We start from the raw sequence: 21,857 nt of genomic DNA on the forward strand, positions 1-21,857 counted from the left end.
CCCCTCAGGCGCCGATCAGCTCCCTCCCGATCAGCATGCGCCTGATTTCGTTCGTTCCGGCGCCAATGTCCAGCAGCTTCGCGTCGCGCAGGTAGCGTTCCACCGGCCAGTCGGTGGTGTAGCCGGCCCCACCCAGCGCCTGCACCGCCTCGCCCGCGGCGCGGAAGGCGTTCTCGCTGGCGAGTAGGATTGCACCGGCGGCATCGAAGCGGGTGGTCTGGCCATTGTCGCAGGCCCGCGCCACGGCATAGGCGTAGGCACGCGCCGATTGCAGCGCGACGTACATGTCCGCGACCTTGGCCTGCAGCAGCTGGAAGCTGCCGATCGGCTTGCCGAACTGGGTGCGTTCGCGGACGTAGGGGATCACCGTGTCGAGACAGGCCTGCATGATGCCCAGCTGTACGCCGGACAGCACCACGCGCTCGTAGTCGAGCCCGCTCATCAGCACCTTCACGCCCTCGCCTACCTTGCCGAGCACGTTCTCTTCGGGAACGTGGCAGTCCTCGAACACCAGTTCGCTGGTGATCGAGCCGCGCATGCCCATCTTCTCGATCTTCTGGCCCGGCTTGAAGCCCACCATGTCCTTCTCGATGAGGAAGGCGGTGATGCCCTTGCTGCCCGCGCCCTGGTCGGTCTTGGCATAGACCACCAGCGTTTCCGCGACATGGCCGTTGGTGATCCAGAACTTGGTGCCATTGAGCAGGAAGCCGCCCTGCACCGCATCGGCCTTCAGCTTCATCGAGACCACGTCCGATCCGGCACCGGGTTCGCTCATGGCGAGCGCGCCGACATGGTCGCCGCTGATCAGGCCCGGCAGGTACTTGGCCTTCTGCTCAGCGTTGCCCCAGCGGGCGATCTGGTTGACGCAGAGGTTGGAATGCGCGCCGTAGGACAGGCCGATGGCGGCGCTGGCGCGGCTCACTTCTTCCACCGCGATGGTATGTTCCAGGTAGCCCAGTCCGGTGCCGCCGTCCGCCTCGCTCACGGTCATGCCGTGCAAGCCCAGTTCGCCCATTTCCGGCCACAGTTCGACCGGGAACCAGTCCTCGCGATCGGCCTTGGCGGCAAGCGGGGCAATCCGCTCGTCGGCGAATCGCGCGACGCTCTCGCGGATCATCTGGGCTTCTTCGGTCAGGCCGAAGTCGAAATCGGGCGTGGCGCGCATGGTGTGTTCGAGCTCCTCTGCTGCCCCGGCCTGTAGCAATCGCGGGCGTCAAGGCAAACAGGTTACATTCGCAACTTTCCCATTCCGCTAGGATTCGGGTGGCCTTCCAGCTAGGTACGGCAACAGATGAACCTCTACGATCCCCAGACCGCTCCGAACATGTCCGCGCCGCGGGCGGAATTCGACGACGAGGCGAAACGCCTCGAGGTGGTCGAGAGCTTCGAAGCCGAAGAACTGACGAGCGATCCGGAACTGCAGGCCATCGTCGATTTCGCCGCCCAGCTGTGCGGCGCGCCGGTTTCGGTGGTGACCTTGCTGGAGGAGAATCAGCAACGTTTCCTCGCCCGCAAGGGGACCGAAGAGACACGGACGCCGCGCGGGATAGCCTTCTGCAACCACACCCTCGGCAGTTCCGACCTGCTGGAGGTGATGGACGCGACCGCAGACGAACGGTTTGCCGACAACCCGCTGGTCACCGATCCGCCGGACATCCGGTATTATGCCGGCCAGCCGCTGGTGTCCGAGGAAGGCGCATCGCTCGGCACACTCTGCGTAATCGACACCAAGCCGCATGCCGAGCCGCTGAACGATTTCCAGCGCCGGGGCCTGGAGGTACTGGCGCAGGCGGCGCTGCGGCGGCTGGAAGCCCGGCGCAGCGAGATTCGCGCCCAGCAGGCGATTGCCGAGCGCGAGGAGCGCCTGCGGCGCATGATCGAGGGCGTGCCGCAGATTGCCTGGTCTGCCAATGCCGAGGGCAACTTCGACTATTTCAACCGTCGCTGGGAAGAGCGCACCGGCGCTCCCCCGCCCAAGCTGGCGGACGACTGGCGCCCATTTGTCCACCCCGATGATGCGGACGAAGTCTTCGCCGAATGGGAGCGCTGTTTCGCCGCCGGCGAGGAGTTCGAGAGCGAATATCGCCTGCGCATGGCCGACGGCCGTTGGGAATGGGTGCTCTCGCTGGCAGTGCCGGTGTCGGAAAGCGCGGGCGATCCCGTGCGCTGGTTCGGCACGCTGACCGATATCGACGAAGTCCGCAGCGCGCTGGAAGAGCGCGATCTGCTGGCGAAAGAACTGTCGCACCGGATCAAGAACATCTTCGCCGTCGTGATCGGCCTTGCCACGCTGAAGGCCCGCAAGACGCCCGAGCACGAGCCGTTTGCCCGGGACCTGACGCAGGTGCTGCGCGCACTCGGCCGGGCGCATGAATTCGTCCGTCCTCACCAAGGTCCCGTCCAGGACAGCCTGCACGGACTGCTGGCCTCCCTGTTCAGCCCCTATGACGAGAGTGACGGCCAGCCGCGGGTGCGGGTGAACGGTTTCGATACGCCGGTATGCGCGCGCGCCGCGACGCCGCTGGCGCTGGTGTTCCACGAACTGGCCACCAATTCCGCCAAGTATGGCGCGCTGTCGAACGACGCCGGCTATGTCGAACTCGACGCCGAGGATCGCGGCGATGCCATCGCCCTGACCTGGCGCGAGCATGGCGGTCCGCAGGTGGAGGACGATGGCATCCGGGGCTTCGGATCGCGGCTCGTGGAAATGAGCGTCACCGGCCAGTTGCAGGGCACCTGGGACCGGCATTTCGAGCCGAACGGGCTGGTCGTCGAACTGACGATGGCGAAAACCGCGCTGGCGGACTGAGTGTCCGGGGCTGCTCCAGCCTTTCTGCGCTGCGAGGCGCTGTCCAAGCATTACGATGGCACGCGGGCGCTGCGCGATGTCTCGCTCGGCATTGCCGCAGGCGAATTCGTGGCGCTGGTCGGCGCATCGGGTTCGGGCAAGTCGACGCTGCTCAAGTGCATCAACCGGCTGGTGGAGCCGAACGAAGGCCGGGTGCTGCTGGACGGGCAAGACGTGGCCAGGAGCCAGCCCGCACGGCTGCGCCGCCGCATCGGCTATGTCTTCCAGGGCATCGGCCTGTTTCCGCACATGACGGTGGGCGAGAACATCGCCCTCGGTGCACGGCTGGAGGGTCAGCGCCTGGACGAGGCGCGCATCGCCGAGCTGCTGGCGCTGGTGGAGCTCGAGCCGGAAATGGCCGCGCGCCTGCCGGCGGAAATGTCGGGCGGTCAGCGCCAGCGTGTGGGCGTCGCGCGCGCGCTGGCGACCGATTCCCACCTGCTGCTGATGGACGAGCCGTTCGGCGCGCTGGACCCGATCACGCGCGGGCAACTGGGCGAGCGCGTGCGCCGCCTGCACGACGAGCTCGGCCTTACCACGGTGATCGTGACGCATGACATGGCCGAGGCGTTGCTGCTGGCCACCCGCGTGCTGGTGATGGACGCCGGACGCATCGTCGCCGATGCCACGCCCGCGCAATTGCTGGCCGGCGAAGGCGGTGAGGTGGCGCAGGCGCTGGTCGCCGTGCCGCGCGCACAGGCGCAGGCCCTGGCGGGGATCGCCCCGTGAACGGGCTGCTCGAAGCGCTGCTGGGGCTAGGCCCGCAACTGGCCGAGCACGTGTTGCTGAGCGCGGCAGCCGTGGCGCTCGGTATCGCGCTGGCCTTGCCGCTGGCGGTCTGGGCCAGCCGTTCGCCTCCGGTCGCCAGGGTCACCCTCGGCTTCGCCAGCCTCGTGCAGACCATCCCCGCGCTGGCGCTGCTGGCCTTGTTCTTCCCCGTGCTGCTGGCTGCCCGCGCCGTGTTCGGCGAGGGGCTGCCGACGCTTGGCTTCCTGCCCGCGTGGCTGGCGCTGGCGCTCTATGCGCTGCTGCCGATCCTGCGCAATGCGGTCACCGCCCTCACCAACCTCGATGCCGAACTGATCGAGGCGGCTGACGGCCTCGGCATGACCGGCTGGCAGCGCTTGCGGCTGGTCGAGGCCCCGCTGGCCGCGCCCTTCGTGATGGCCGGCATCCGCACCGCCAGCGTCTGGACCATCGGCGCGGCGACGCTTGCCACCACCATCGGCCAGCGCAGCCTGGGCGACCCGATCTTCGCCGGCTTGCAGACGCAGAACTGGGTGCTGGTGCTGGCGGGCTGCATCGCGAGCGCGGGCCTGGCGCTGGTGGCCGATGCGCTGTTCGGCGTGGTCGAGCGCGGCTTTCGCGAACGGCGCCCGCGCGTGGCGCTGGGCGGCGGCCTGCTGGCCCTGCTCGGTATCGCCCTTGCCTCAGCGAGCCTGCTCGACTGGCGCGGCGATAACGAACGGGACACGGTGGTAATCGGCGCCAAGGGCTTTTCCGAGCAGTACATTCTCGCCCGCGCCATCGGCATGACGCTGGAGCAGGCCGGTTACCGCGTCGAATATCGCGAGGGGCTGGGATCGGCAGTGGTCCACAATGCCATCGCCAGCGGGGCGATCGACGTGTCCATCGACTACACCGGCACGCTCTGGACCAACCAGCTTCGCCGCACCGACAATCCCGGCCGGCAGGCGATGTATGACGAACTGGTGCGTTGGGAAGCCGAGACCAGCGGCGCACGCGTGCTGGGCCGGCTGGGGTTCGAGAATGCCTATGGGCTGGCAGTGCGGCAGGACGTGGCCGAACGCCAGGGCCTCGAATCCATCGCCGATCTTGCGCCGATTGCGGGCCAGCTGACCGTGGGCGGCGACCCGGAATTCTTCGAGCGACCCGAATGGTTCGCCGTGCGCGATGCCTATGATCTCTCCTTCGCCGCGCAGCGCAATTTCTCGCCCACCTTCATGTATAATGCGCTGCAATCGGGCGAGGCCGACGTGATCAGCGCCTATACCTCGGACGGACGCATCGCGGCGGATAGCCTGGTGGTGCTGGAAGATCCGCGCGGCGCCTTCCCCAACTACGACGCCATCATCCTGCTCTCACCGACCATTGCCGATGACGGGCGGTTGGCAGAGGCGCTCTCCCCGTTGCTGGGTGCAATCGATGTCGAGACGATGCGCGAGGCGAACTATATGGTCGATCGCGAGGACGACAAGCGCACCCCCGAAGCAGCGGCACGCTGGCTGCTGGACGCTATTCGCTGAAACCTGCACCGTCGGGCCAGCCGGGAGCGGCGAGACCCAGCACCTTGAACAGCTCGCCCATCTGCTCCGGCGCGACCAGCCGGTCACGCGCGCGCATCAGCGCCTCGCGGTGCTGCGGGGCGAACTCGGCCAGTGCTTCGGCGCGGTCGCGAATGCCCAGCCGGGTGAGGAATTCACCCTGCGTCACCGTGCCCAGCACCCGGGCATCGCGCGAACGGGCGATCTGCTCCATCTGCGCGAAATCGACATGCACGGTCAGGTCGCTGTCGCCTGGCGCATCGAAAATGCCGATCTTCTGGTGGTCCTTCACCGCCTGCAGGCTGGAGCCGGTGCGCCCGTCGGCATGGCCATAGTCGATGAACAGCGCCGCCCCGCCCTGCGAGGCCAGTCGCCCGGCCACCTCGAACATGATCGAGGCCGCGCCGGGGGAGGTTTCGATCACGGTGCCCGGCGGAGCGTCGCGGCGCGCCTCGGGCACGGCGGAATCCATCGGTTGCCGCCCCGGCACCTCGACGAAGTCGTCACCGTCGAGCGCCACCATCACCTCGCGCCAACCGCCGTCGGTCTTGACCAGCTGGCGCACCGGCAGCGCGTCGAGAAACTCGTTCGCCACCACCAGCACCGGCCCTTCCAGCGGCACCTGCGACAGGTCCGGGTAGTGCACGGCATCGGGAACCTGCGCGAGCTGCATGTCGCGCATCCGGCGCGAGGCCTCGATCAGGAACATCCGCGGCTCCAGCCCATAGCGCTTCATCGCCCGCTGCGCGTCGCGCGCCAGCGTGCCGTTGCCGGGGCCAAGCTCGACGTAATGGACAGGCTCCGTCCGGCCCGCGCGAATCCACATATCGGCCAGCCACAGCCCGATCAGCTCGCCGAACATCTGGCTGATTTCGGGCGCAGTGATGAAGTCGCCGCTGGTGCCGAGCACCTTCTTGTCATGGTAATAGCGGGCGTTGGATTCGCCCATGTAATGCATCAGGCTGATGGGCCCGGTGTTGGCGATCAGGCGACGGAAGGTGTCGCCCAGGTCGCGCTTGGCATCCTCGTCGCGAAGGTCGCTCAAACCGCCTCCTGTTCGCCCGCTTCGACATCGGGCTTCTCGATCGTGGGCTTGCGGCCGCTGGCGATCGGTTCACGCGTCAGCGACCAGGCGACCAGGCCAAGGCCGACGAGGATCAGCGGGATCGTCAGCCACTGGCCCATGCTGAGACCGCTCTCGGCAGCGAATTCGGCAAGCTGCGCGTCGGGTTCGCGAAAGAATTCCACCACGAAGCGCGCGATGGAAATCACCGTGGTGAACACGCCCACCAGCATGGCCGGGCGATAGCGCGCCCGCGTCAGCCAGAACAACGCCAGCATCACCACGACCACGGTCAGCCCCTCGCCCAGCGCCTGGTACAGCTGGCTGGGATGGCGCGGCATCATGGTGTCGACGCAGGCGCCCAGGGCATCGCGGGCATCGCAGGGGAAGACCATCGCCCAGGGCACTTCCGGCCCGGCCGGGCGACCCCACAGCTCGCCGTTGATGAAGTTGGCCAGTCGCCCGAAGAGCATGCCGAAGCCGACGTTGACGCTGATGTAGTCGGCCACGCGGATGAACGGCAGGCCGCCGCGCCAGCTGACCCAGGCGATCGCCAGCACCACACCGGCCAGGCCGCCATGGAAGCTCATGCCGCCGTCCCACAGTCGCAGCAGTTTCCAGCTGACCAAGGAGGAATCGTCGACGAATCCGGTCCACAGGCTGGTGTCGTAGAAGGTGGCATAGCCCAGTCGACCGCCGAGGATGACGCCGAGCGTGCAGTAGAAGAACAGGTCGTCGACATGCACCTGCGCCATCGGCGCGCCGGGCGCCTTGATCATCTTCGACAGGTGCCAGTAGGCCAGCAGCAGGCCGGCGAGGTAGGCAAGCGAGTAGTACTTCAGCTCAAAGAAGCCGAGATCGATACCGGTCTGCAGGTTGAAGTCGCTCCAGCGAAGCACTTCGCTTCCCGCTACTGCCAGCATGTCCATCATTGCCTTGCGCGCCTCGCCATTTGCCGGAGCGTCCCGCCGCTCCCGGTTTCCCGGCGCCATGGCACAGCCATGACCGGCAGGAAACCCCCTCTCCACCGTGCAATGCCCTTTGCAATGGCCGCGCCCCCGGCCTATCTCCGCCTGCGTGAGCCTGCCCCGTATCCCCAACCAGCGCGCCATCATCAGCCGGCGCAAGCTGGCCGCCGCCATAGACGCCGTCGTCGCCGACAAGGGCGCCGAGGCCGGCCGTCAGGACATCGTCGAACTGCTGCGCGGCGCGCTGGCCGATGGCCGCGCGGAACTGCGGCGGCGGCTGGAGGAAAAGCCCGGCTCCGGCCATGAAAGCGCGCACGGCCACGCGTTTCTGGTCGACCAGCTGATCCGGGTCATTCACGACCACGTGATCGCCGACGTCTATCCCAATTCCAATCCCAGCGCGGGCGAACGCCTGGCGCTGGTGGCGGTTGGCGGATACGGGCGCGGCGAGATGTCGCCGCATTCGGACGTCGATATCGCCTTCGTCACGCCTGACAAGCCCACCGCTTGGTGCGAGCAGGTGATCGAGGCGATCCTCTACTACCTGTGGGACCTGTCGCTGATCGTCGGCCATTCCAGCCGCTCGATCGCCGAAACCATGCGCATGGCGAAGCAGGACCTGACCATCCGCACCGCGCTGCTGGAAGGCCGGTTCCTGTGGGGCGACCAGGACGTTTACGACGAGGCCGCCGACAAGTTCTGGGGCGAGCTGGTGCCGGGGACCGAACGCCAGTTCATCAAGGAAAAGCTGGAGGAACGCGATGCGCGGCACAAGCGCATGGGCGATTCCCGCTATGTCGTCGAACCCAATGTGAAAGACGGCAAGGGCGGCCTGCGCGACCTGCAAACGCTCTACTGGATCGGCAAGTACGTCTACCGCGTCCGCAGTGCCGAGGAACTGGTCGAGAAGGGGCTGTTCACGCGCAAGGAGTATCGCAGCTTCCGCCGCGCCGAGAGCTTCCTGCTGGCGGTGCGCGCGCACCTGCATACCATCGCCGGGCGCGGTGAGGACCGGCTGACCTTCGACCTGCAGCGCGAAGTCGCCAAGCGCATGAATTACGCCGATCGTCCGGGCAAGAGCGCGGTCGAGCGGTTCATGCAGTTCTACTTCCTGCAGGTGAAGCACGTCGGCCACCTGACCGGCGTGTTCCTGGCGCACATCGAAGAGGAAACGGCCGAAAAAAGCCGGCTCAGCGAATTCCTGTCCTCGTTCCGCCAAGGCAAGAGCATCGGTGGCTTCCCTCTGGTCGAAGGCAAGATTGCCGCTCCGTCCGATAACTGGTTCCAGCAGGATCCGGTGCGGATGCTGGAAATCTACGCCATCGCCGAGCGCGAGGAGCTGGAAGTGCACCCTGCCGCCAGCCGCATCCTGCGCCGTGATGCCGCGCTGATCGACGGCAAGCTGCGCAAGGACAAGCGCGCCAACGAGCTGTTCCTGTCGGTGCTGACGGGCAAGCACGACCCGGAAACCGTGCTGCGGTGGATGAACGAGACCGGCGTGTTCGGCCGCTTCGTGCCCGACTTCGGCAAGGTCAACGCGCAGATGCAGTTCGACATGTACCACCACTATACGGTGGACGAGCACACGATCCGCGCCATCGGCCTGCTCAGCGACATCGAGCGCGGCATGCTGAAGGAAGACCATCCGCTGGCCAGCGAGATGCTGCCGGTGATCAAGAACCGCCGCGCGCTCTATGTCGCGGTGCTGTTGCACGATATCGCCAAGGGACGCGGCGGCGATCATTCGATCCTCGGGGCCGAGGTGGCACTGCGGCTGTGTCCGCGGCTGGGGCTGGACCAGAACGAGACCGAACTGGTCAGCTGGCTGGTGCGCTATCACCTGCTGATGAGTGCCACCGCCTTCAAGCGCGACCTCTCCGATCCCAAGACCATCACCGATTTCGTCTCGGAAGTGCAGGGGCTGGAGCGGCTGCGGCTGCTCACCGTGCTCACCATCGTCGATATCCGGGCCGTGGGTCCGGGCATCTGGAACAGCTGGAAGCGCCAGCTGATCGGCGACCTCTACGATTCCTCGGTCGAACGGCTGCGCCTTGGACACAAGTCCCACGGCCGCGAGGAACGTATCGCCGCGAAGAAGGCTGCAGTGGCCGCATTGTTGGGCGACGAGGCGCACCTGGTGGACGACCTCGACGACCGGTTCGACGATGCCTACTGGATCGCCGAGCCCGAAGACGTGATCGCCATCAACCTGCCGCACTACGCCGCGGCCAAGTCGCTCGAGCATTCGCTGTCGATCCATACCGAATACTACGAGGCGCTGGGTGCCACGCTGGTGACCGTCATCGGCAACGACCACCCCGGCCTGTTCTTCCGCATCGCCGGGGCCATCCACCTGGCCGGCGGCAACATCATCGACGCGCGCATCCACACCAACCGCGTGGGCAAGGCGGTCGACAACTTCCTGGTGCAGGACCCCTTGGGCAAGCCGTTCAGCGAGCCGCAGCAGCTGGCCCGGCTAAAAAAGAGCATCGAGGATGCCCTGGCCAACCGCATCGACATGGTGCCGAGCCTCGCCAAGCGGCCGCTGAAGCAGAGCCGGGCGGAGAATTTCCGCATCGCCCCGCAGATCCTGTTCGACAACGATGCCTCGAACCGCTTCACGGTGATCGAGGTCAACGCCACCGACCGTCCGGCACTGCTCAACCGGCTGACTCGGGCGATGTTCGAACAGAGCCTGATCATCAACTCCGCCCACATCACCCAGTACGGCGAACGCGCGGTCGACACCTTCTACGTGACCGACCTGCTGGGCGACAAGATCGTCGACCAGAAGCGCCTCGACCGGGTCGAGCAGGCCCTGCTCGATGCGATCGCTGCCGGAGAACCCGGGTCAGCCAAGGCGGCCTGATCCGCACTACTGCTTAGCCGATGTTTAACCCTCCCCTGCTACGCGCCTGCGGTAGCGGAGGGAACCAGAGTGGGCGAGAACATGCCGGTTGTCCCGGTTGCGCGTCAGCGTGCCGGCAACCAAGACCTTGAACGGCTCGCTCACTGGTCGAGCGATCTCATCGCCATGCAAGCGGAAGTCTCCGCCGCGCGCGACTTCGCGACGGTGATGCGGGTCGTCACCAAGACGGCAATGCGACTGATGAACAATGCCGAGGGTGCCGCCGTGGCGCTGGTCGAGGGCGACCAGCTGCGCGTGCACGAAGGCCAGGGGACACTGCTCGAGTTTCGTGGACTGACCCTGGCACTGGACGAATCGCTGGCGATGGAAGTGCTGACGACCGGCAAGCCCGCGATCATCGAGGATGCCAGCATCGACGAACGGGTCGACCCGGTGCACTTCGAGATCATCCAGGCCCGCTCGATCATCATCGTGCCCGTGCCCTTCATGGGCCGCGCCATCGGCACCTTGACCTTCCATTGCCGGCGTCCCTTCGCCTTCGACACGGACGACCTGCTGGTGGCGCAGTTGCTGGCCGGGCCGCTTGCCATCGGTTTTTCCGCCGCCCGCGGCTCGCAAGCGGAAGCGGAGCTTTCCACCCAGCATCGCCGTTTCGCCGCCACCTTCGAACAAGCCGCCGTCGGCATCGCCCATGTCGCGCCCGACGGCCGGTACATCGCGGTGAACGACCGCTTCTGCGCCATCACCGGGCACGATCGCAAAATGCTGATGGCCAGCGACTACCAGAGCATCACGCACCCCGACGACCTGCTGGCCGACATGGATGGCGTACGCGACCTGCTGTCGGGCAAGATCGACACGCATTCGATCGACAAGCGCTATATCCGCCCGGATGGCAGCGTGGCTTGGGGGCACTCGACGGTTTCGCTGGTCCGCGACGAGGAAGACGTTCCCGAATTCTTCGTTGGCGTGCTGGAAGACATCAACGCGCGCAAGCGAGCGGAAGCAGCGGCGATGAACGATGCCCTGACCGGGCTTCCCAACCGCCGCGGAGTGGAGGCCCGCCTGCTGGCGGCATTGGCGGGGAATGAGGGCAAGCACGAGCCGCTGGCGATCGTCTACATGGACCTCGACGGGTTCAAGGCGATCAACGACCGCTACGGCCATGCCGAAGGCGACCGCTGCCTGGTGGAAGTGGGCGTCGCACTGCGCAAGGCGGCCGGGGTTGGCGGCTTCGTCGGGCGCTGGGGCGGCGACGAATTCTTCGCCATCCTCGAATGCCCGGACGAGGAACTGGCGCACGAACTGGTCCAGCAGCTGCGCAGCGCCGTGGACCGGCTCGCCAGCGAGGAAGGCTGGCGCCTGTCGATCAGCGCGGGCGTGCTGTTCATCCCCGGCGGCAAGGAAAAGTGCCGCCTCTCCGTTTCGGAGATCGTCAAGCTGGCCGACCAGCTGATGTATGTCGCCAAGCAGACCCGCAGCGACGGGATGCTGGTCGAAACCTTTTCCGCTGGCCGTCGCTAGAGCCGCACGCCCGCGCGGCGCTTACTGGATGCGGGTCACCCGCAGGTAGCCGCTGCGGCCCTCGAAACGCATTTCATAGGCCCCGCTCCAGTGCCGCTCGATGGTGGCGACCCAGCCCTCGCGCACACGGTTGCGCAGGGTCGATCCGCTCACCTCGCGCCACAGCTGGCCGTTGTCTAGCAACAGCACCTGCGATCGCCGCGCGCCCTGCAGGATCTCGGCGACGGTGGCACGTACCTCTGCGGCGTCCTCGTCGCGCTCAAGGTCGTCGTCGCGATCACGGAAACCGAAGACCTCCTGCCGCTCGGCCTCCTGTTGTTCCTCGCGCTCGGCGAGTACCACCCGCTGTTCGGCATAGGTGGCGTCGAAGCAGGCCAGTCGCGCGGCATCGTCGCCCAGGGCAGCGCAGGCGGCATAGGGATCGTCGTCCTGCGCGGCTGCCGGTGCGGCAAGCACGGCAAGCGAGAGGGCAACGGCGGCAAGCGGAAGTCGGTGCATCATGCGGTTTCCTGCGATGTCGTTCATGGTGGCCACTCAACGCCCGAAGCGCGGCGGCGTCAACTGCCGCGCTCTCCGAACAGGGCCGTGCCCACGCGAATATGCGTGGCGCCCAGCATGATGGCCGTGGGAAAGTCGCCGCTCATGCCCATGCTGCGGCCTTCCAGCCCGTGATCGTCGGCCAGCTTTGCCAGCAGCGCGAAATAGGGGGCCGGTTCGATGCCGAAGGGCGGCACGCACATCAGGCCCGCCACCGGGATGCCTGCCTCCTTCGCCTGTGCCAGCAGGTCAGGCAGGTCCTTGATCGGGCATCCGCCCTTCTGCTCTTCCTCGCCGATGTCGACCTGCACGAAGCAGGGCACCTTGCGGCCGGTCTTGTCGAAGGCCTTGGCCAGCGCCTTCACCAGGCTGGCCCGGTCGAGCGAGTGGATGACGTCGAACAGCTGCACCGCGTCTTCCGCCTTGTTTGATTGCAGCTGGCCGACGAGGTGCAGTTCCACATCGGGATATTGCTCGCGCAGTTCGGGCCACTTGCCTTGCGCTTCCTGCACGCGGTTTTCGCCGAAGATGCGTTGCCCGGCTTCCAGCAACGGGACGATCCGCTCCGCCGGATGGGTCTTGCTGACCGCCACCAGCGAGACGTCGTCGCGCTCGCGCTTGGCGATCTTGCAGGCCTTGGCGATTTCGGCCTCGACGGCCTCCAGACGTTCGGTAGCGCTTTTGCTCATGCGCGCGCTATAGCGTCGGCATGCCTGCTTTCCAGCCCCTGCCGAACCTCTGGCTGCTGTCGGACGAGCGCAACGACCACGTGCTCGAACAGCGGCTGCGCCGCTTTGCCGAGCCGGTGGGCTTCGTCTTCCGCCACTATCACCTGTCACCCGCAGAGCGCGTTGCGCGCTATTTCGCGCTGGAGCGTATCGCGCGCGCCGAGGGGCACCTCGTCGTGCTGTCGGATAGCGCCCTGACCGCGCGCGAATGGGGCGCGGACGGCATCTATGGTGCGCCGCTGTCGCTTTACCCGCGTCGGCAGAACTTGCTGCACGTGGCCACGGCGCACGACATGCGGGAGATTGCGCAGGCGAACCGTATCGGGGCCGATGTCGTCATGCTCTCGCCGGTCTTTCCCACCCGTTCGCATCCGGGCGGATCGACGCTGGGCACGGCAAGGTTCCGCACCCTTGCGCGCCACGCCCGGATGCCGGTGATTGCGCTTGGCGGCATGACGCCACGGAGTGCGCGCAGGCTGGACTGGCCAGCCTGGGCCGCCATCGACGGGCTGAGCTGATCCGGATCGCGCAAAACCAACATTGACCCGCGAGTCCCCGTCTGCGATTCTTCGCGCGGGACGCAGTACAAGGGGACCCGAAATGGCCACAAAGGCCACCAATCAGGGCGCAGACTGGCGCGCCGCATTCCGTCGCTCGCTGGTGCGCTCCGCGCAGCTGACCGGTGCGGTGCTGCTGTTCGCCTTCACCGGCTTCCTGGCGATTGCGCTGCTCAGCTACAGCCAGACGGACCCCTCGCTTTCCACCGCCGCGGGCGACGTGATCGACAACTGGATGGGCCGCCCCGGCGCCTATGCGGCGGACCTGGTACTGACCGGCTTCGGCCTCGTCTCCGTGCTGTTCCTGCCGCTGACCTATGTCATCGGGCGCAAGCTGTGGCGCGATGCCGACGAGGACGAACACTGGGACGGCCCCTGGTGGCGCGCCGTGGCGACGCTGCTGCTGGCCATGGCGCTGCTGGCGACGGTGCTGTCGCTGGTCACCGAACCGCGCGAATGGAGCCTGCCCGCCTCCACCGGCGGCCTTGCCGGCCTGCTGGGCGAGAACGGCGTGCGTGCGCTGGCCGGCCTGCTGCCCGAAGCCGGGCAGTTCTGGGGCATCCTTGGCGCCGGCCTGCTCTTCCTGGTCGGCGGCGCGGTACTCGCGGGCCGGGTGTTCGCGGTCGACTGGGCCAGCCTGCTGACCATCCCCAACTGGGCGACGTCCTTCCCGAAAATCTCCGGTCCGGATAATCCGTTTAAGACCGACGAACCAAAACGGAGAAAGACACGCCGCGCCAAGGCCGCCGGCAGCGATGACGACGACGAGGACGTTCCCTCTCCCTTCGCCGATCGCAAGCCACCCGAGATCATCGATCCGGCCGCACCCGCGCGCCGCGCCAAGCCTGCGCCCAAGAAGCAGCAGAAAGACCTGTTCGCCGAATACGACCTCCCCAGCCTCGACCTGCTGGAAGAGGGCGACCCCGACCAGGCCCCGCCGCTCGACAAGCTGGCGCTGGAACGCAACGCCCGCCTGCTGGAAACCGTACTCGACGACTTCAACGTGAAGGGCGAGATTACCGCGGTGAAGACCGGTCCGGTCGTCACCATGTACGAGCTGGAGCCGGCGCCCGGCATCAAGGCCAGCCGCGTGGTCGGCCTGGCCGAGGACATCGCCCGCAACATGAGCGCGATCAGCGCCCGCGTCGCGCCGATCCCTGGCAAGACGGTGATGGGCATCGAACTGCCGAATGCCCAGCGGCAGACGGTGAACTTCCGCGAGCTGTGCGAGAGCGAGGCCTTCGTCAACGCCAAGGGCAACCTGCCGATCATCCTCGGCAAGGACATTTCCGGCGAACCGATCGTGGCCGACCTTGCCGCCATGCCGCACCTGCTGGTTGCGGGTACCACCGGTTCGGGCAAGTCGGTGGGGCTCAACGCCATCCTGCTCAGCTTGCTCTACCGCTTTACGCCCGCCGAGTGCCGCCTGATCCTGATCGATCCCAAGGTGCTGGAGCTGAAGAGCTACGACGACATCCCGCACCTGCTCGCCCCGGTGGTGACAGAGCCGCACAAGTCGGTGCGCAGCCTGAAATGGGCCGTGGAGGAGATGGAGAAGCGCTATCGCATGATGAGCGAGATCGGCGCGCGCAACCTGCATAGCTTCAACGAGCGCGTCACCGCCGCTGCCGCCAAGGGCAAGCCGCTGAAGCGCACGGTGCAGACCGGCTACGATCCCGACACCGGCGAGGCCATCGTGGAAGAGGCGGAGCTGGACTACGAAGTGCTGCCGCAGATCGTGCTGATCGTCGACGAACTGGCGGACCTGATGGTGGTTGTCGGCAAGGAGATCGAGGTGCTGATCCAGCGCCTGTCGCAAAAGTCGCGTGCCGCCGGCATCCACCTGATCATGGCGACGCAGCGGCCCTCGGTCGACGTCATCACCGGCGTCATCAAGGCCAACCTGCCCACCCGCATCAGCTTCAACGTTACCAGCCGCATCGACAGCCGCACCATCCTGGGCGAACAGGGTGCCGAACAGCTGCTGGGCAAGGGCGACATGCTGTACAAGCCCAACACCGGCCCGCTGAAGCGTGTCCACGGCCCCTTCGTCAGCGACGAGGAGGTGGAGAAGGTGGCCGAACACTGGCGCGGCCAGGGTGAGCCCGCCTACATCGATTCCGTCACCGAGGAGCCGGAGGACGGCGGCTTCAACTTCGAGGACGAGTTCACCGCCTCCGACAATCCCGACGAGCGCAAGTACCGCCAGGCCTGCCAGATCGTGATCGAGAACCAGAAGGCCTCTGGTTCATGGCTGCAACGCCAGATGGGCGTGGGCTACAACACCGCCGCCAAGTGGATCGAGCGCATGGAAGAGGAGGGGCTGGTCGGCCCTGCCAACCATGTCGGCCGCCGGGAAATCTATCGCGACAGGGACGGCAATCCGCTCTAGACGGGCAGCATGGCAACAAGGCCCGACGACACCAAACCGAAGAAGACCAAGCGTTCACCCAGCCTTGTCGTAGGCTGGCGCGAGCTGGTGGAGCTGCCCGAACTGGGGCTGCATGGCGTGCCCGCCAAGATTGATACTGGCGCGCGCACGTCCTCGCTGCACGCCGAAATTCTCGAGAAGTTCGAGCGTGACGGCCAGAGCTACGTGCGCTTCGCGGTCGATTTCGAACAGCAACACGTGCGCCAGATCTGCGAGGCCGTGCATGTCGACTGGCGCGGCATCACCAGTTCCAACGGCAAGACGCAGCGGCGGATGATCATCAAGACCCCGCTCACCATCGGTTCGCTGACCTTCCGCGCGGAAATCAGCCTGGCGGACCGGTCGGACATGAAATTTCCGATGCTAATCGGACGGTCTTCGCTTAGGCGGCGCTTTCTGGTCGATTCGGGCCATTCCTGGCTCCAGACTCCCGGAAAAGCGCCCGTCGCGGGCCACAAACCCTAAGGACCCCCCATGAAAATCGCCATGCTGGCCCGCAACCCGAGGCTCTACTCGCACAAGCGAATGGTGCAGGCTGCCGAAGAGCGCGGCCATACCCTCGATATCCTCAACACTACGCGCTGCACCGTGAACATCGCCAGCCACCGCCCGACGGTGAGCTACAACGGCGAGACGGTGAGCGGCTACGATGCCGTCATCCCGCGTATCGGTGCATCCATCACCAATTACGGCCTGGCCGTGCTGCGCCAGTTCGAGATGGGCGGCGTCTGGCCGCTGAACGAAAGCGTCGCCATCGGTCGCAGCCGCGACAAGTTGCGGTCGATGCAGATCCTCGCCAAGCATGGCCTGGGCCTGCCGCTGACCGCCTATGCCAACGACCCCAAGGCGGCAGAGGAGATCATCAAGGCGGTCAACGGTCCGCCGGTGGTGATCAAGCTGCTGGAAGGCACGCAAGGCATCGGCGTGGTGCTGGCAGAGACGATGAGCAGCGCCAAGTCGGTGATCGAGGCCTTTCGCGGCGCCAACGTGAACATCCTCGTGCAGGAATTCATCAAGGAAGCGGGCGGCACCGACATTCGCGCGCTGGTGGTGGGCGGCAAGGTGGTCGCGGCGATGAAGCGCACCGGCGCGGCGGACGATTTCCGCTCCAACCTGCACCGCGGCGGCAGCGCCAAGCTGATCAAGATCACCCCGGAGGAACGCTCCACCGCCGTGCGCGCGGCGCGGCACATGGGCCTGAACGTCTGCGGCGTGGACATGCTGCGATCGAACCACGGCCCGGTGATCATGGAGGTCAACTCCTCGCCCGGACTGGAAGGCATCGAAAAGGCCACGGGCAAGGACGTGGCCGGCATCATCATCGATTTCGTCGTGGCCAATGCCAAGAAAGGCAAGACCAAGACGAAAGGAAAAGGTTAGCTGTTTTCACCAAACTAACCGTATTGGTTGTCCAGCTACGGGTTTCTCCGAAACTGCGAGAGGTCTTTCCGTTTAGGGTTAGCAATATCTAAACCTTCACCCGCGTATTTCCCCCGTCATGCCAGGGGGACCATCTTTCAACGCCGCGCGGCGTGCGCTCGTTAACGTTTTGGCCGTTTTGGCCACGGCGTTGCTGGCCGTGCCTGCTGCGGCGGAAGAACACGAGAACAGCTGGAAAGTGGACCTGATGGCTCGTGTCGAGCTGGGGATCGTCAGTTCCGAAAGCAGCGACCAGGACGACGAGCTGATCGTCAACGGTGACGGTGGCTATCTGCGCGGTCAGCTCAGCGTCTCGCTGGAGGACGACAATACCGAATTCCGGCTGGAGGCCGACCGCATCCAGGTGGAGCGTTTCGGCTCTGCCACCGGTCGTCCACGGTACGACCGCGACCGGTTCACCCTCTCGGTAACGCAAGGACTGGGCGAGGACTGGGAAGTACAGCTGCGCGGCCGCATCTACGACGACCTGGTGACCGTGGAAAGCAGCGACACCGACGAGGTTTCCGCCGCCATCCGCATCGAATACGAACCCGTGCTCGACCACCGTGTCCGGGCAACGGTAACCTGGCGCGAACGCGAATATGCCGACACTGCCGGCCCTGGCGGTACCGCCTCGCAGGGTGATGGCATCCGCGTCGATCTCGACTACCGCTATCGTTTCGGTCGGTATCACTACCTCGGGCTGGACCTGCGGGCGGAAGAGATCGATTCCGCCAACCCGGTGCGCAATTACACACGTGAATCCGCAGCCCTGTCGTACACTCACCCGCTGACCCGCGACCTGCGCATCCGCCCGGCGATGGAATGGCGTCACACTGTCTTCGACGGGCGCATCGCCCCTGACGGCCAGCCGCGCGAGGACGACCAGTACGTGCCGGAGATCGAGCTGCTGTGGTGGCCGGGCAACTGGCGCATCGAGGCCGAGGCCAAGTACATCTTCAGCGATTCCAACGATCCCGTGCGCGATCGCGAGGGCTATCGGGTCAGCCTGTCCGTCGGATATGTTTTCTAAACGGGTCGCCTTCATCCGGGTCGCCATCGAGCGCGCCACGCCGCAGGTCAGGCGACCGGCCCTGTTGGGCATGGCCGTACTCGGCATCCTCGCGGTGCTGGTGATCTTCGGCCTCAGCAACACCCGCAACCCGTTCTCCATGCCGTCCCAACTGGGCGGCATCGCCGTTTCGCAGGCCGTCTGGGGCCTGAAGCCGTCCAACCTGCTGATGGTGCTGCCCATCGGCGCCTTCCTGGTGGTGCTGGCGCGAAGCTTCATCGGCATGAAGGCATTCGGCCTGTTCACGCCGATGCTGATCGCGCTCGCCTTCCTGCAGATCGGCCCGATCTTCGGCCCGATCGTGATGATCTGCGCCATCGGCTCGGGCATGGTCGTCGCGCCGTCGCTGCTGAAGCTGCGGATGACCCGCGTCGGCTTCCTCGGCGTGCTGATCTCGCTGGTGGTGTTCATACTCGCCGCGCTGCAGGGCATTCTCGACACCGAACTGCAGGTCGACGCCTTCCCCGTCGTGGTGACCGCGCTGTGCGTGGAGCGCTGGTGGCGGCAATGGGAAAAGGACGGCTACTTCGAAGCCGCGCACATCGCCTTCAACACGCTGGCGCTGGCGCTGGTAATCCAGTTCGTGATGGTCAGCCAGGTGGCGCTGATGCTGATCGAGGTTTCGCCGCTGCTGCTGCCCGGCTTCGCCGCCATCGCCATCACCATCCTTGGCCGGTACCGCGGCCTGCGGATGACCGAGATCGGTCGCTTCATGCCGATCTGGTACGAAGGCTGGCGCCGCAAGATGGGCTGGGACGAGGTGATTCCGGACGACGCCATCGACGAGGTGCTGGCCGCACGTGCCGCCATCGACCAGGACGAAGAGGACCGCGTGCCGGAAGACGTCAAGCTGACGGTCTTCCCCAAGCACCCGCCTGCGGCCGGCCGGCAGCTGGTGGTCACCGCACTGGCCCAGCAACAGTCGCAAGCGCAGGCGGCGAAACAGAATTTCGGACCGGCCCAGGCTGAAGAACCCGCCGCCCCTGCTGCGGAGCCGGAGCCGATCGCCGCGCAGGAAACCCCTGCGTCGGAATCGCCCGCGCTGGAGGACACGCCAGTCTTTGCCCGCTCCATCGAGCCACTGGTCAAGCCTGACGCGCTGTCGGACCTTTTCGCAGCCAAACCCGAAGAGCCGGCCAAGTCGCCCGCCGAACCCCTGTCGTCCTTCGATTGGGACCGCATCCGCGCCGAACTGAACGAGACGTTCAAAGGACCTGCCCATGCTGAACCCGCTTTCGCTGCTCAAGCGCCGTACGAGCCCGCCGCCGAGCGTGGCTCCGGAAGCCACTCGGCCTTCTTCGGCCGACGTGCGAGCCTCTCGCCGCTCGTCGACCCTGCCCTCCTCGGCTTCCTGCGTCCCAATCGACGACATTCTCGGGATCAACGAGAGGAACGCGATCATCGCGAAGTACAATCCGCGGCAGGCGATCGAGCGGGCACGCGACAAGGTGGCGGCCAAGGTGGCGCTGGTGGAAGGCGGGGTGGCAACAACCGGCACAATCGCCGTCATCTCCGGCTATGGTCAGCTTAGCAGCTTCCGGCCCGAAGCGATCCTGCCCGACAGCTGGGCAATCAAGCCGGCACGCGGCTCGCAGGGTGACGGCATCCTGCTGGCCGTGTCGCGCAAGGGCGATCACTGGGCCAAGGGCTCGGGCAAGATCATCACCCGCGACGAGGTGCAGAACCATGTCCGCCGCATCGTCGACGGGCAGTTTTCCGGCGATGCCGCGTCGGACGACGCCGCACTGATCGAACCGCTGATCCGTGCCGACCCGACATTCGCCTCGCTGGTGGACGACGGCCTGCCCGACATCCGCGTGATCTGCCGCGGCACCAGCCCGCTGATGGCCATGGCCCGCTTCCCCACCAACGAGTCGGATGGCAAGGCCAACCTGCACCAGGGCGGCATCGGCGCGGGCGTGGACCTGGCCAGCGGCGTGATCTTCCGCGCCAAGCAGGGCAAGAAGGTCATCACCCACCATCCCGACACCGGGCGGCGCCTGATCGGCTTCCGCATCCCGCACTGGAAGAAGGTGATGGAGATCGCCTCGCTCAGCGGCCCGGCAGTGGGCCTGGGCTATTGCGGCGTCGATATCGTCCACGACATCAACGAAGGCCCGATGGTGATCGAGGTGAACGCCCACCCCGGCATCGAAATCCAGAACACCACCATGCAGGGCCTGCGCGGCAAGATGATCGAAGCGGGCGAAGTGTTCTGAAATCCCTGCCGCCGCATCAGCCTCGTCGCGAAGGGCAGCAGGTCGCCTGACCCGGCTTTTCGTTGACTGCATCGGGCAGCGTGGCATCCTCTCCGCGAGAGGGAGGAACGAGCACACATGCCCAGCAAGTACGAAGCCGAAGTCTACGCCTGCATGGATCCGTCGATCGCGCTGCACGACAGTCTCGACAATCCGCTGCACCGTGCGATCCTGAAGAACTATTGCCGCCACGTGCACCTGGAAGGCGCGGCCATGTTCGACGAGATCACCGCGCCCGACATGATGGCCGACGACCCGGTCTACCATATCACCTGGGGCGAGAACCCGTTCCAGGTGAGCGGCCGCAAGGGCGTGCACGATTTCTACTCCGGCATCGGCGAGATCGTGCTGTGGAATTCGGGCGACAAGATCGCCGTCGCCGACTGGGGCATCGCCGACGAGATGTGGTTCCACCAGATGTCGACCGGGGCGGAGCTGAAGAAGCTGGGTCACAAGGTCGACAAGGACGACGGCCTCTACCTCGTCCACTCGCGCCAGGCCTTCATCTGGCCCTACGACGAGAACGCCCTGCTGAAGGGCGAACACCTCTACGAGGACAAGTCGACGCTGCGGATCGAGGAAATCGACCCCGCCGACTACATGACGCCGGAACGCGTACGCGAAATCCATCGCGAGTGCCTGGCCGACCTGGAAGAGCGCTGGGGCGAGAAGTACTGGGTCTACAGGCCCTAGGCAGCCAGAACCCTGCGGACCTAGGGAACGTCGAGAGCCTTGCGGAACTGGCCGGGCGTCTGTCCGAAACGCCGCTTGAAGCTGCGTGCAAAGGCCGAGGAATCGGAGAAACCGAGGCGCGATGCGACTTCCTCCAGCGTCAACGACGGGTCGGCCAGCAACTGCTCCAGCCGCGGCTGCAAGCGGGCCTCGCGATAACGCGCGAAAGTCCAGCCGTTGGCCTGCAGGCGGCGGATCAGTGTGCGCTGAGAAATGCCGAGGTGTTCGGCAACCTCGCCCAGTCGCGGCGGCCGTGCCCGCGCGGCAAGCAGGTGCTCGAAAGCCAGGGCGAAGTCGCCCAGCGGATCGCTCGCCTGCTGCCCCCGCTGCTCCGCCGCACACATCTCGCTCGCGGTTTGCCACACCTGGTGGTCGAAGGCGATGTTGGGCTGGTGGGCCAAAGCGCGCGGGACGAGGATGGCGGTGTAGGGTGCATCGAACACCACCTCGCCCTCCAGCACCTCGCACAGCCGGTCGGCGTGGGCCGGGGCAGAATATCCGAACTGCACCCGCGTTTCCGGGGTCGGGCGGCCAAGATACCGGCTGACCAGCAGCGAAAAGGCCAT

At 66.2% G+C, this 21,857-nt stretch carries 18 protein-coding genes and 3 pseudogenes; 14 read left to right on the forward strand and 7 right to left on the reverse strand.

The features are described 5' to 3' along the window. Window positions 1-4 precede the first annotated feature (4 nt). On the reverse strand, window positions 5-1,165 hold the full coding sequence (locus OZN62_RS08290) for an acyl-CoA dehydrogenase family protein (RefSeq protein ID WP_269099110.1): 1,161 nt from the start codon (window positions 1,163-1,165) through the stop codon (window positions 5-7). Between the two features lie 126 nt (window positions 1,166-1,291). Between OZN62_RS08290 and OZN62_RS08295 the strand changes: the two genes are divergently transcribed. Genes OZN62_RS08295 through OZN62_RS08305 form a run of 3 tightly spaced genes read left to right on the forward strand, consistent with a single transcriptional unit; the run spans window position 1,292 to window position 5,115 of the window. After that, on the forward strand, window positions 1,292-2,809 hold the full coding sequence (locus tag OZN62_RS08295; protein ID WP_269099112.1) for a PAS domain-containing protein: 1,518 nt from the start codon (window positions 1,292-1,294) through the stop codon (window positions 2,807-2,809). After that, window positions 2,810-3,577 (forward strand): ATP-binding cassette domain-containing protein, encoded by a 768-nt coding sequence (locus OZN62_RS08300; RefSeq protein ID WP_269099114.1) that lies wholly within the window; start codon window positions 2,810-2,812, stop codon window positions 3,575-3,577. Beyond that, the gene (locus tag OZN62_RS08305) at window positions 3,574-5,115 is read left to right on the forward strand and encodes a glycine betaine ABC transporter substrate-binding protein (RefSeq protein WP_269099115.1); all 1,542 of its coding nucleotides are present in this window, start codon (window positions 3,574-3,576) and stop codon (window positions 5,113-5,115) included. Before OZN62_RS08300 ends, OZN62_RS08305 begins: the two co-directional genes overlap by 4 nt. Here OZN62_RS08305 and OZN62_RS08310 read toward each other — a convergent pair. Then, the gene (locus OZN62_RS08310) at window positions 5,105-6,178 is read right to left on the reverse strand and encodes a class I SAM-dependent methyltransferase (protein WP_269099116.1); all 1,074 of its coding nucleotides are present in this window, start codon (window positions 6,176-6,178) and stop codon (window positions 5,105-5,107) included. The genes OZN62_RS08305 and OZN62_RS08310 overlap by 11 nt on opposite strands. Next, complete coding sequence (gene lgt, locus OZN62_RS08315) at window positions 6,175-7,128, reverse strand: prolipoprotein diacylglyceryl transferase (RefSeq protein WP_269102136.1); 954 nt, start codon at window positions 7,126-7,128, stop codon at window positions 6,175-6,177. The genes OZN62_RS08310 and lgt overlap by 4 nt, the downstream gene beginning before the upstream one ends. A 145-nt stretch (window positions 7,129-7,273) precedes the next feature. Here lgt and OZN62_RS08320 point away from each other — a divergent pair, with 145 nt between their 5' ends. Together OZN62_RS08320 and OZN62_RS13960 are read left to right on the forward strand one after the other, a co-directional pair. After that, window positions 7,274-10,033: a [protein-PII] uridylyltransferase gene (locus OZN62_RS08320; RefSeq protein ID WP_269099117.1), complete on the forward strand. Its 2,760-nt coding sequence runs from the start codon at window positions 7,274-7,276 to the stop codon at window positions 10,031-10,033. Between the two features lie 165 nt (window positions 10,034-10,198). Beyond that, window positions 10,199-10,612, forward strand: a pseudogene (locus OZN62_RS13960) (GAF domain-containing protein); the annotation flags it as partial. On the opposite strand, the pseudogene OZN62_RS13965 reads toward OZN62_RS13960, so the two are convergent. Beyond that, window positions 10,495-10,776: pseudogene (locus tag OZN62_RS13965) on the reverse strand (hypothetical protein); the annotation flags it as partial. The pseudogenes OZN62_RS13960 and OZN62_RS13965 overlap by 118 nt on opposite strands. Between OZN62_RS13965 and OZN62_RS13970 the strand changes: the two are divergent. Continuing rightward, window positions 10,685-11,557 (forward strand): annotated as a pseudogene (locus tag OZN62_RS13970) (diguanylate cyclase domain-containing protein); the annotation flags it as partial. The pseudogenes OZN62_RS13965 and OZN62_RS13970 overlap by 92 nt on opposite strands. Window positions 11,558-11,578: 21 nt before the next feature. Here OZN62_RS13970 and OZN62_RS08330 read toward each other — a convergent pair. Both OZN62_RS08330 and OZN62_RS08335 read right to left on the reverse strand, forming a co-directional pair. Continuing rightward, window positions 11,579-12,082 (reverse strand): hypothetical protein, encoded by a 504-nt coding sequence (locus OZN62_RS08330; RefSeq protein ID WP_269099119.1) that lies wholly within the window; start codon window positions 12,080-12,082, stop codon window positions 11,579-11,581. Window positions 12,083-12,114: 32 nt separating this feature from the next. Then, window positions 12,115-12,783: a YggS family pyridoxal phosphate-dependent enzyme gene (locus OZN62_RS08335; protein WP_269099120.1), complete on the reverse strand. Its 669-nt coding sequence runs from the start codon at window positions 12,781-12,783 to the stop codon at window positions 12,115-12,117. Between the two features lie 20 nt (window positions 12,784-12,803). On the opposite strand from OZN62_RS08335, the gene OZN62_RS08340 reads away from it, so the two are divergent. The 8 genes from OZN62_RS08340 to OZN62_RS08375 all read left to right on the forward strand — a co-directional run bounded on the left by OZN62_RS08340 (window position 12,804) and on the right by OZN62_RS08375 (window position 21,252). Beyond that, a complete protein-coding gene (locus OZN62_RS08340) occupies window positions 12,804-13,340 on the forward strand; it encodes a thiamine phosphate synthase (RefSeq protein WP_269099121.1) in 537 nt (178 codons plus the stop codon). Between the two features lie 82 nt (window positions 13,341-13,422). After that, window positions 13,423-15,771, forward strand: coding sequence for a DNA translocase FtsK (locus OZN62_RS08345; RefSeq protein ID WP_269099122.1), 2,349 nt, complete (start codon window positions 13,423-13,425; stop codon window positions 15,769-15,771). A 9-nt stretch (window positions 15,772-15,780) separates the two neighbouring features. Continuing rightward, window positions 15,781-16,275 (forward strand): ATP-dependent zinc protease family protein, encoded by a 495-nt coding sequence (locus OZN62_RS08350; protein WP_269099123.1) that lies wholly within the window; start codon window positions 15,781-15,783, stop codon window positions 16,273-16,275. A gap of 9 nt (window positions 16,276-16,284) precedes the next feature. After that, window positions 16,285-17,190 (forward strand): 30S ribosomal protein S6--L-glutamate ligase, encoded by a 906-nt coding sequence (gene rimK, locus OZN62_RS08355; protein WP_269099125.1) that lies wholly within the window; start codon window positions 16,285-16,287, stop codon window positions 17,188-17,190. 169 nt (window positions 17,191-17,359) lie between these two features. Then, window positions 17,360-18,262: a hypothetical protein gene (locus OZN62_RS08360; RefSeq protein ID WP_269099126.1), complete on the forward strand. Its 903-nt coding sequence runs from the start codon at window positions 17,360-17,362 to the stop codon at window positions 18,260-18,262. Next, entirely contained in the window at window positions 18,252-19,832 is a 1,581-nt protein-coding gene (locus OZN62_RS08365; RefSeq protein ID WP_269099127.1) for a 7TM domain-containing protein, read from the forward strand. The genes OZN62_RS08360 and OZN62_RS08365 overlap by 11 nt, the downstream gene beginning before the upstream one ends. Next, entirely contained in the window at window positions 19,750-20,520 is a 771-nt protein-coding gene (locus OZN62_RS08370; RefSeq protein ID WP_269099130.1) for a sugar-transfer associated ATP-grasp domain-containing protein, read from the forward strand. The genes OZN62_RS08365 and OZN62_RS08370 overlap by 83 nt, the downstream gene beginning before the upstream one ends. A 117-nt stretch (window positions 20,521-20,637) precedes the next feature. Next, on the forward strand, window positions 20,638-21,252 hold the full coding sequence (locus OZN62_RS08375; protein ID WP_269099131.1) for a hypothetical protein: 615 nt from the start codon (window positions 20,638-20,640) through the stop codon (window positions 21,250-21,252). A gap of 20 nt (window positions 21,253-21,272) precedes the next feature. On the opposite strand, the gene OZN62_RS08380 is transcribed toward OZN62_RS08375, so the two are convergent. Beyond that, on the reverse strand, window positions 21,273-21,857 hold the full coding sequence (locus OZN62_RS08380) for a helix-turn-helix transcriptional regulator (RefSeq protein ID WP_269099133.1): 585 nt from the start codon (window positions 21,855-21,857) through the stop codon (window positions 21,273-21,275).

Origin of the sequence: Aurantiacibacter sp. MUD11, assembly GCF_026967575.1 — a bacterium.
GTDB lineage: Bacteria > Pseudomonadota > Alphaproteobacteria > Sphingomonadales > Sphingomonadaceae > Alteraurantiacibacter.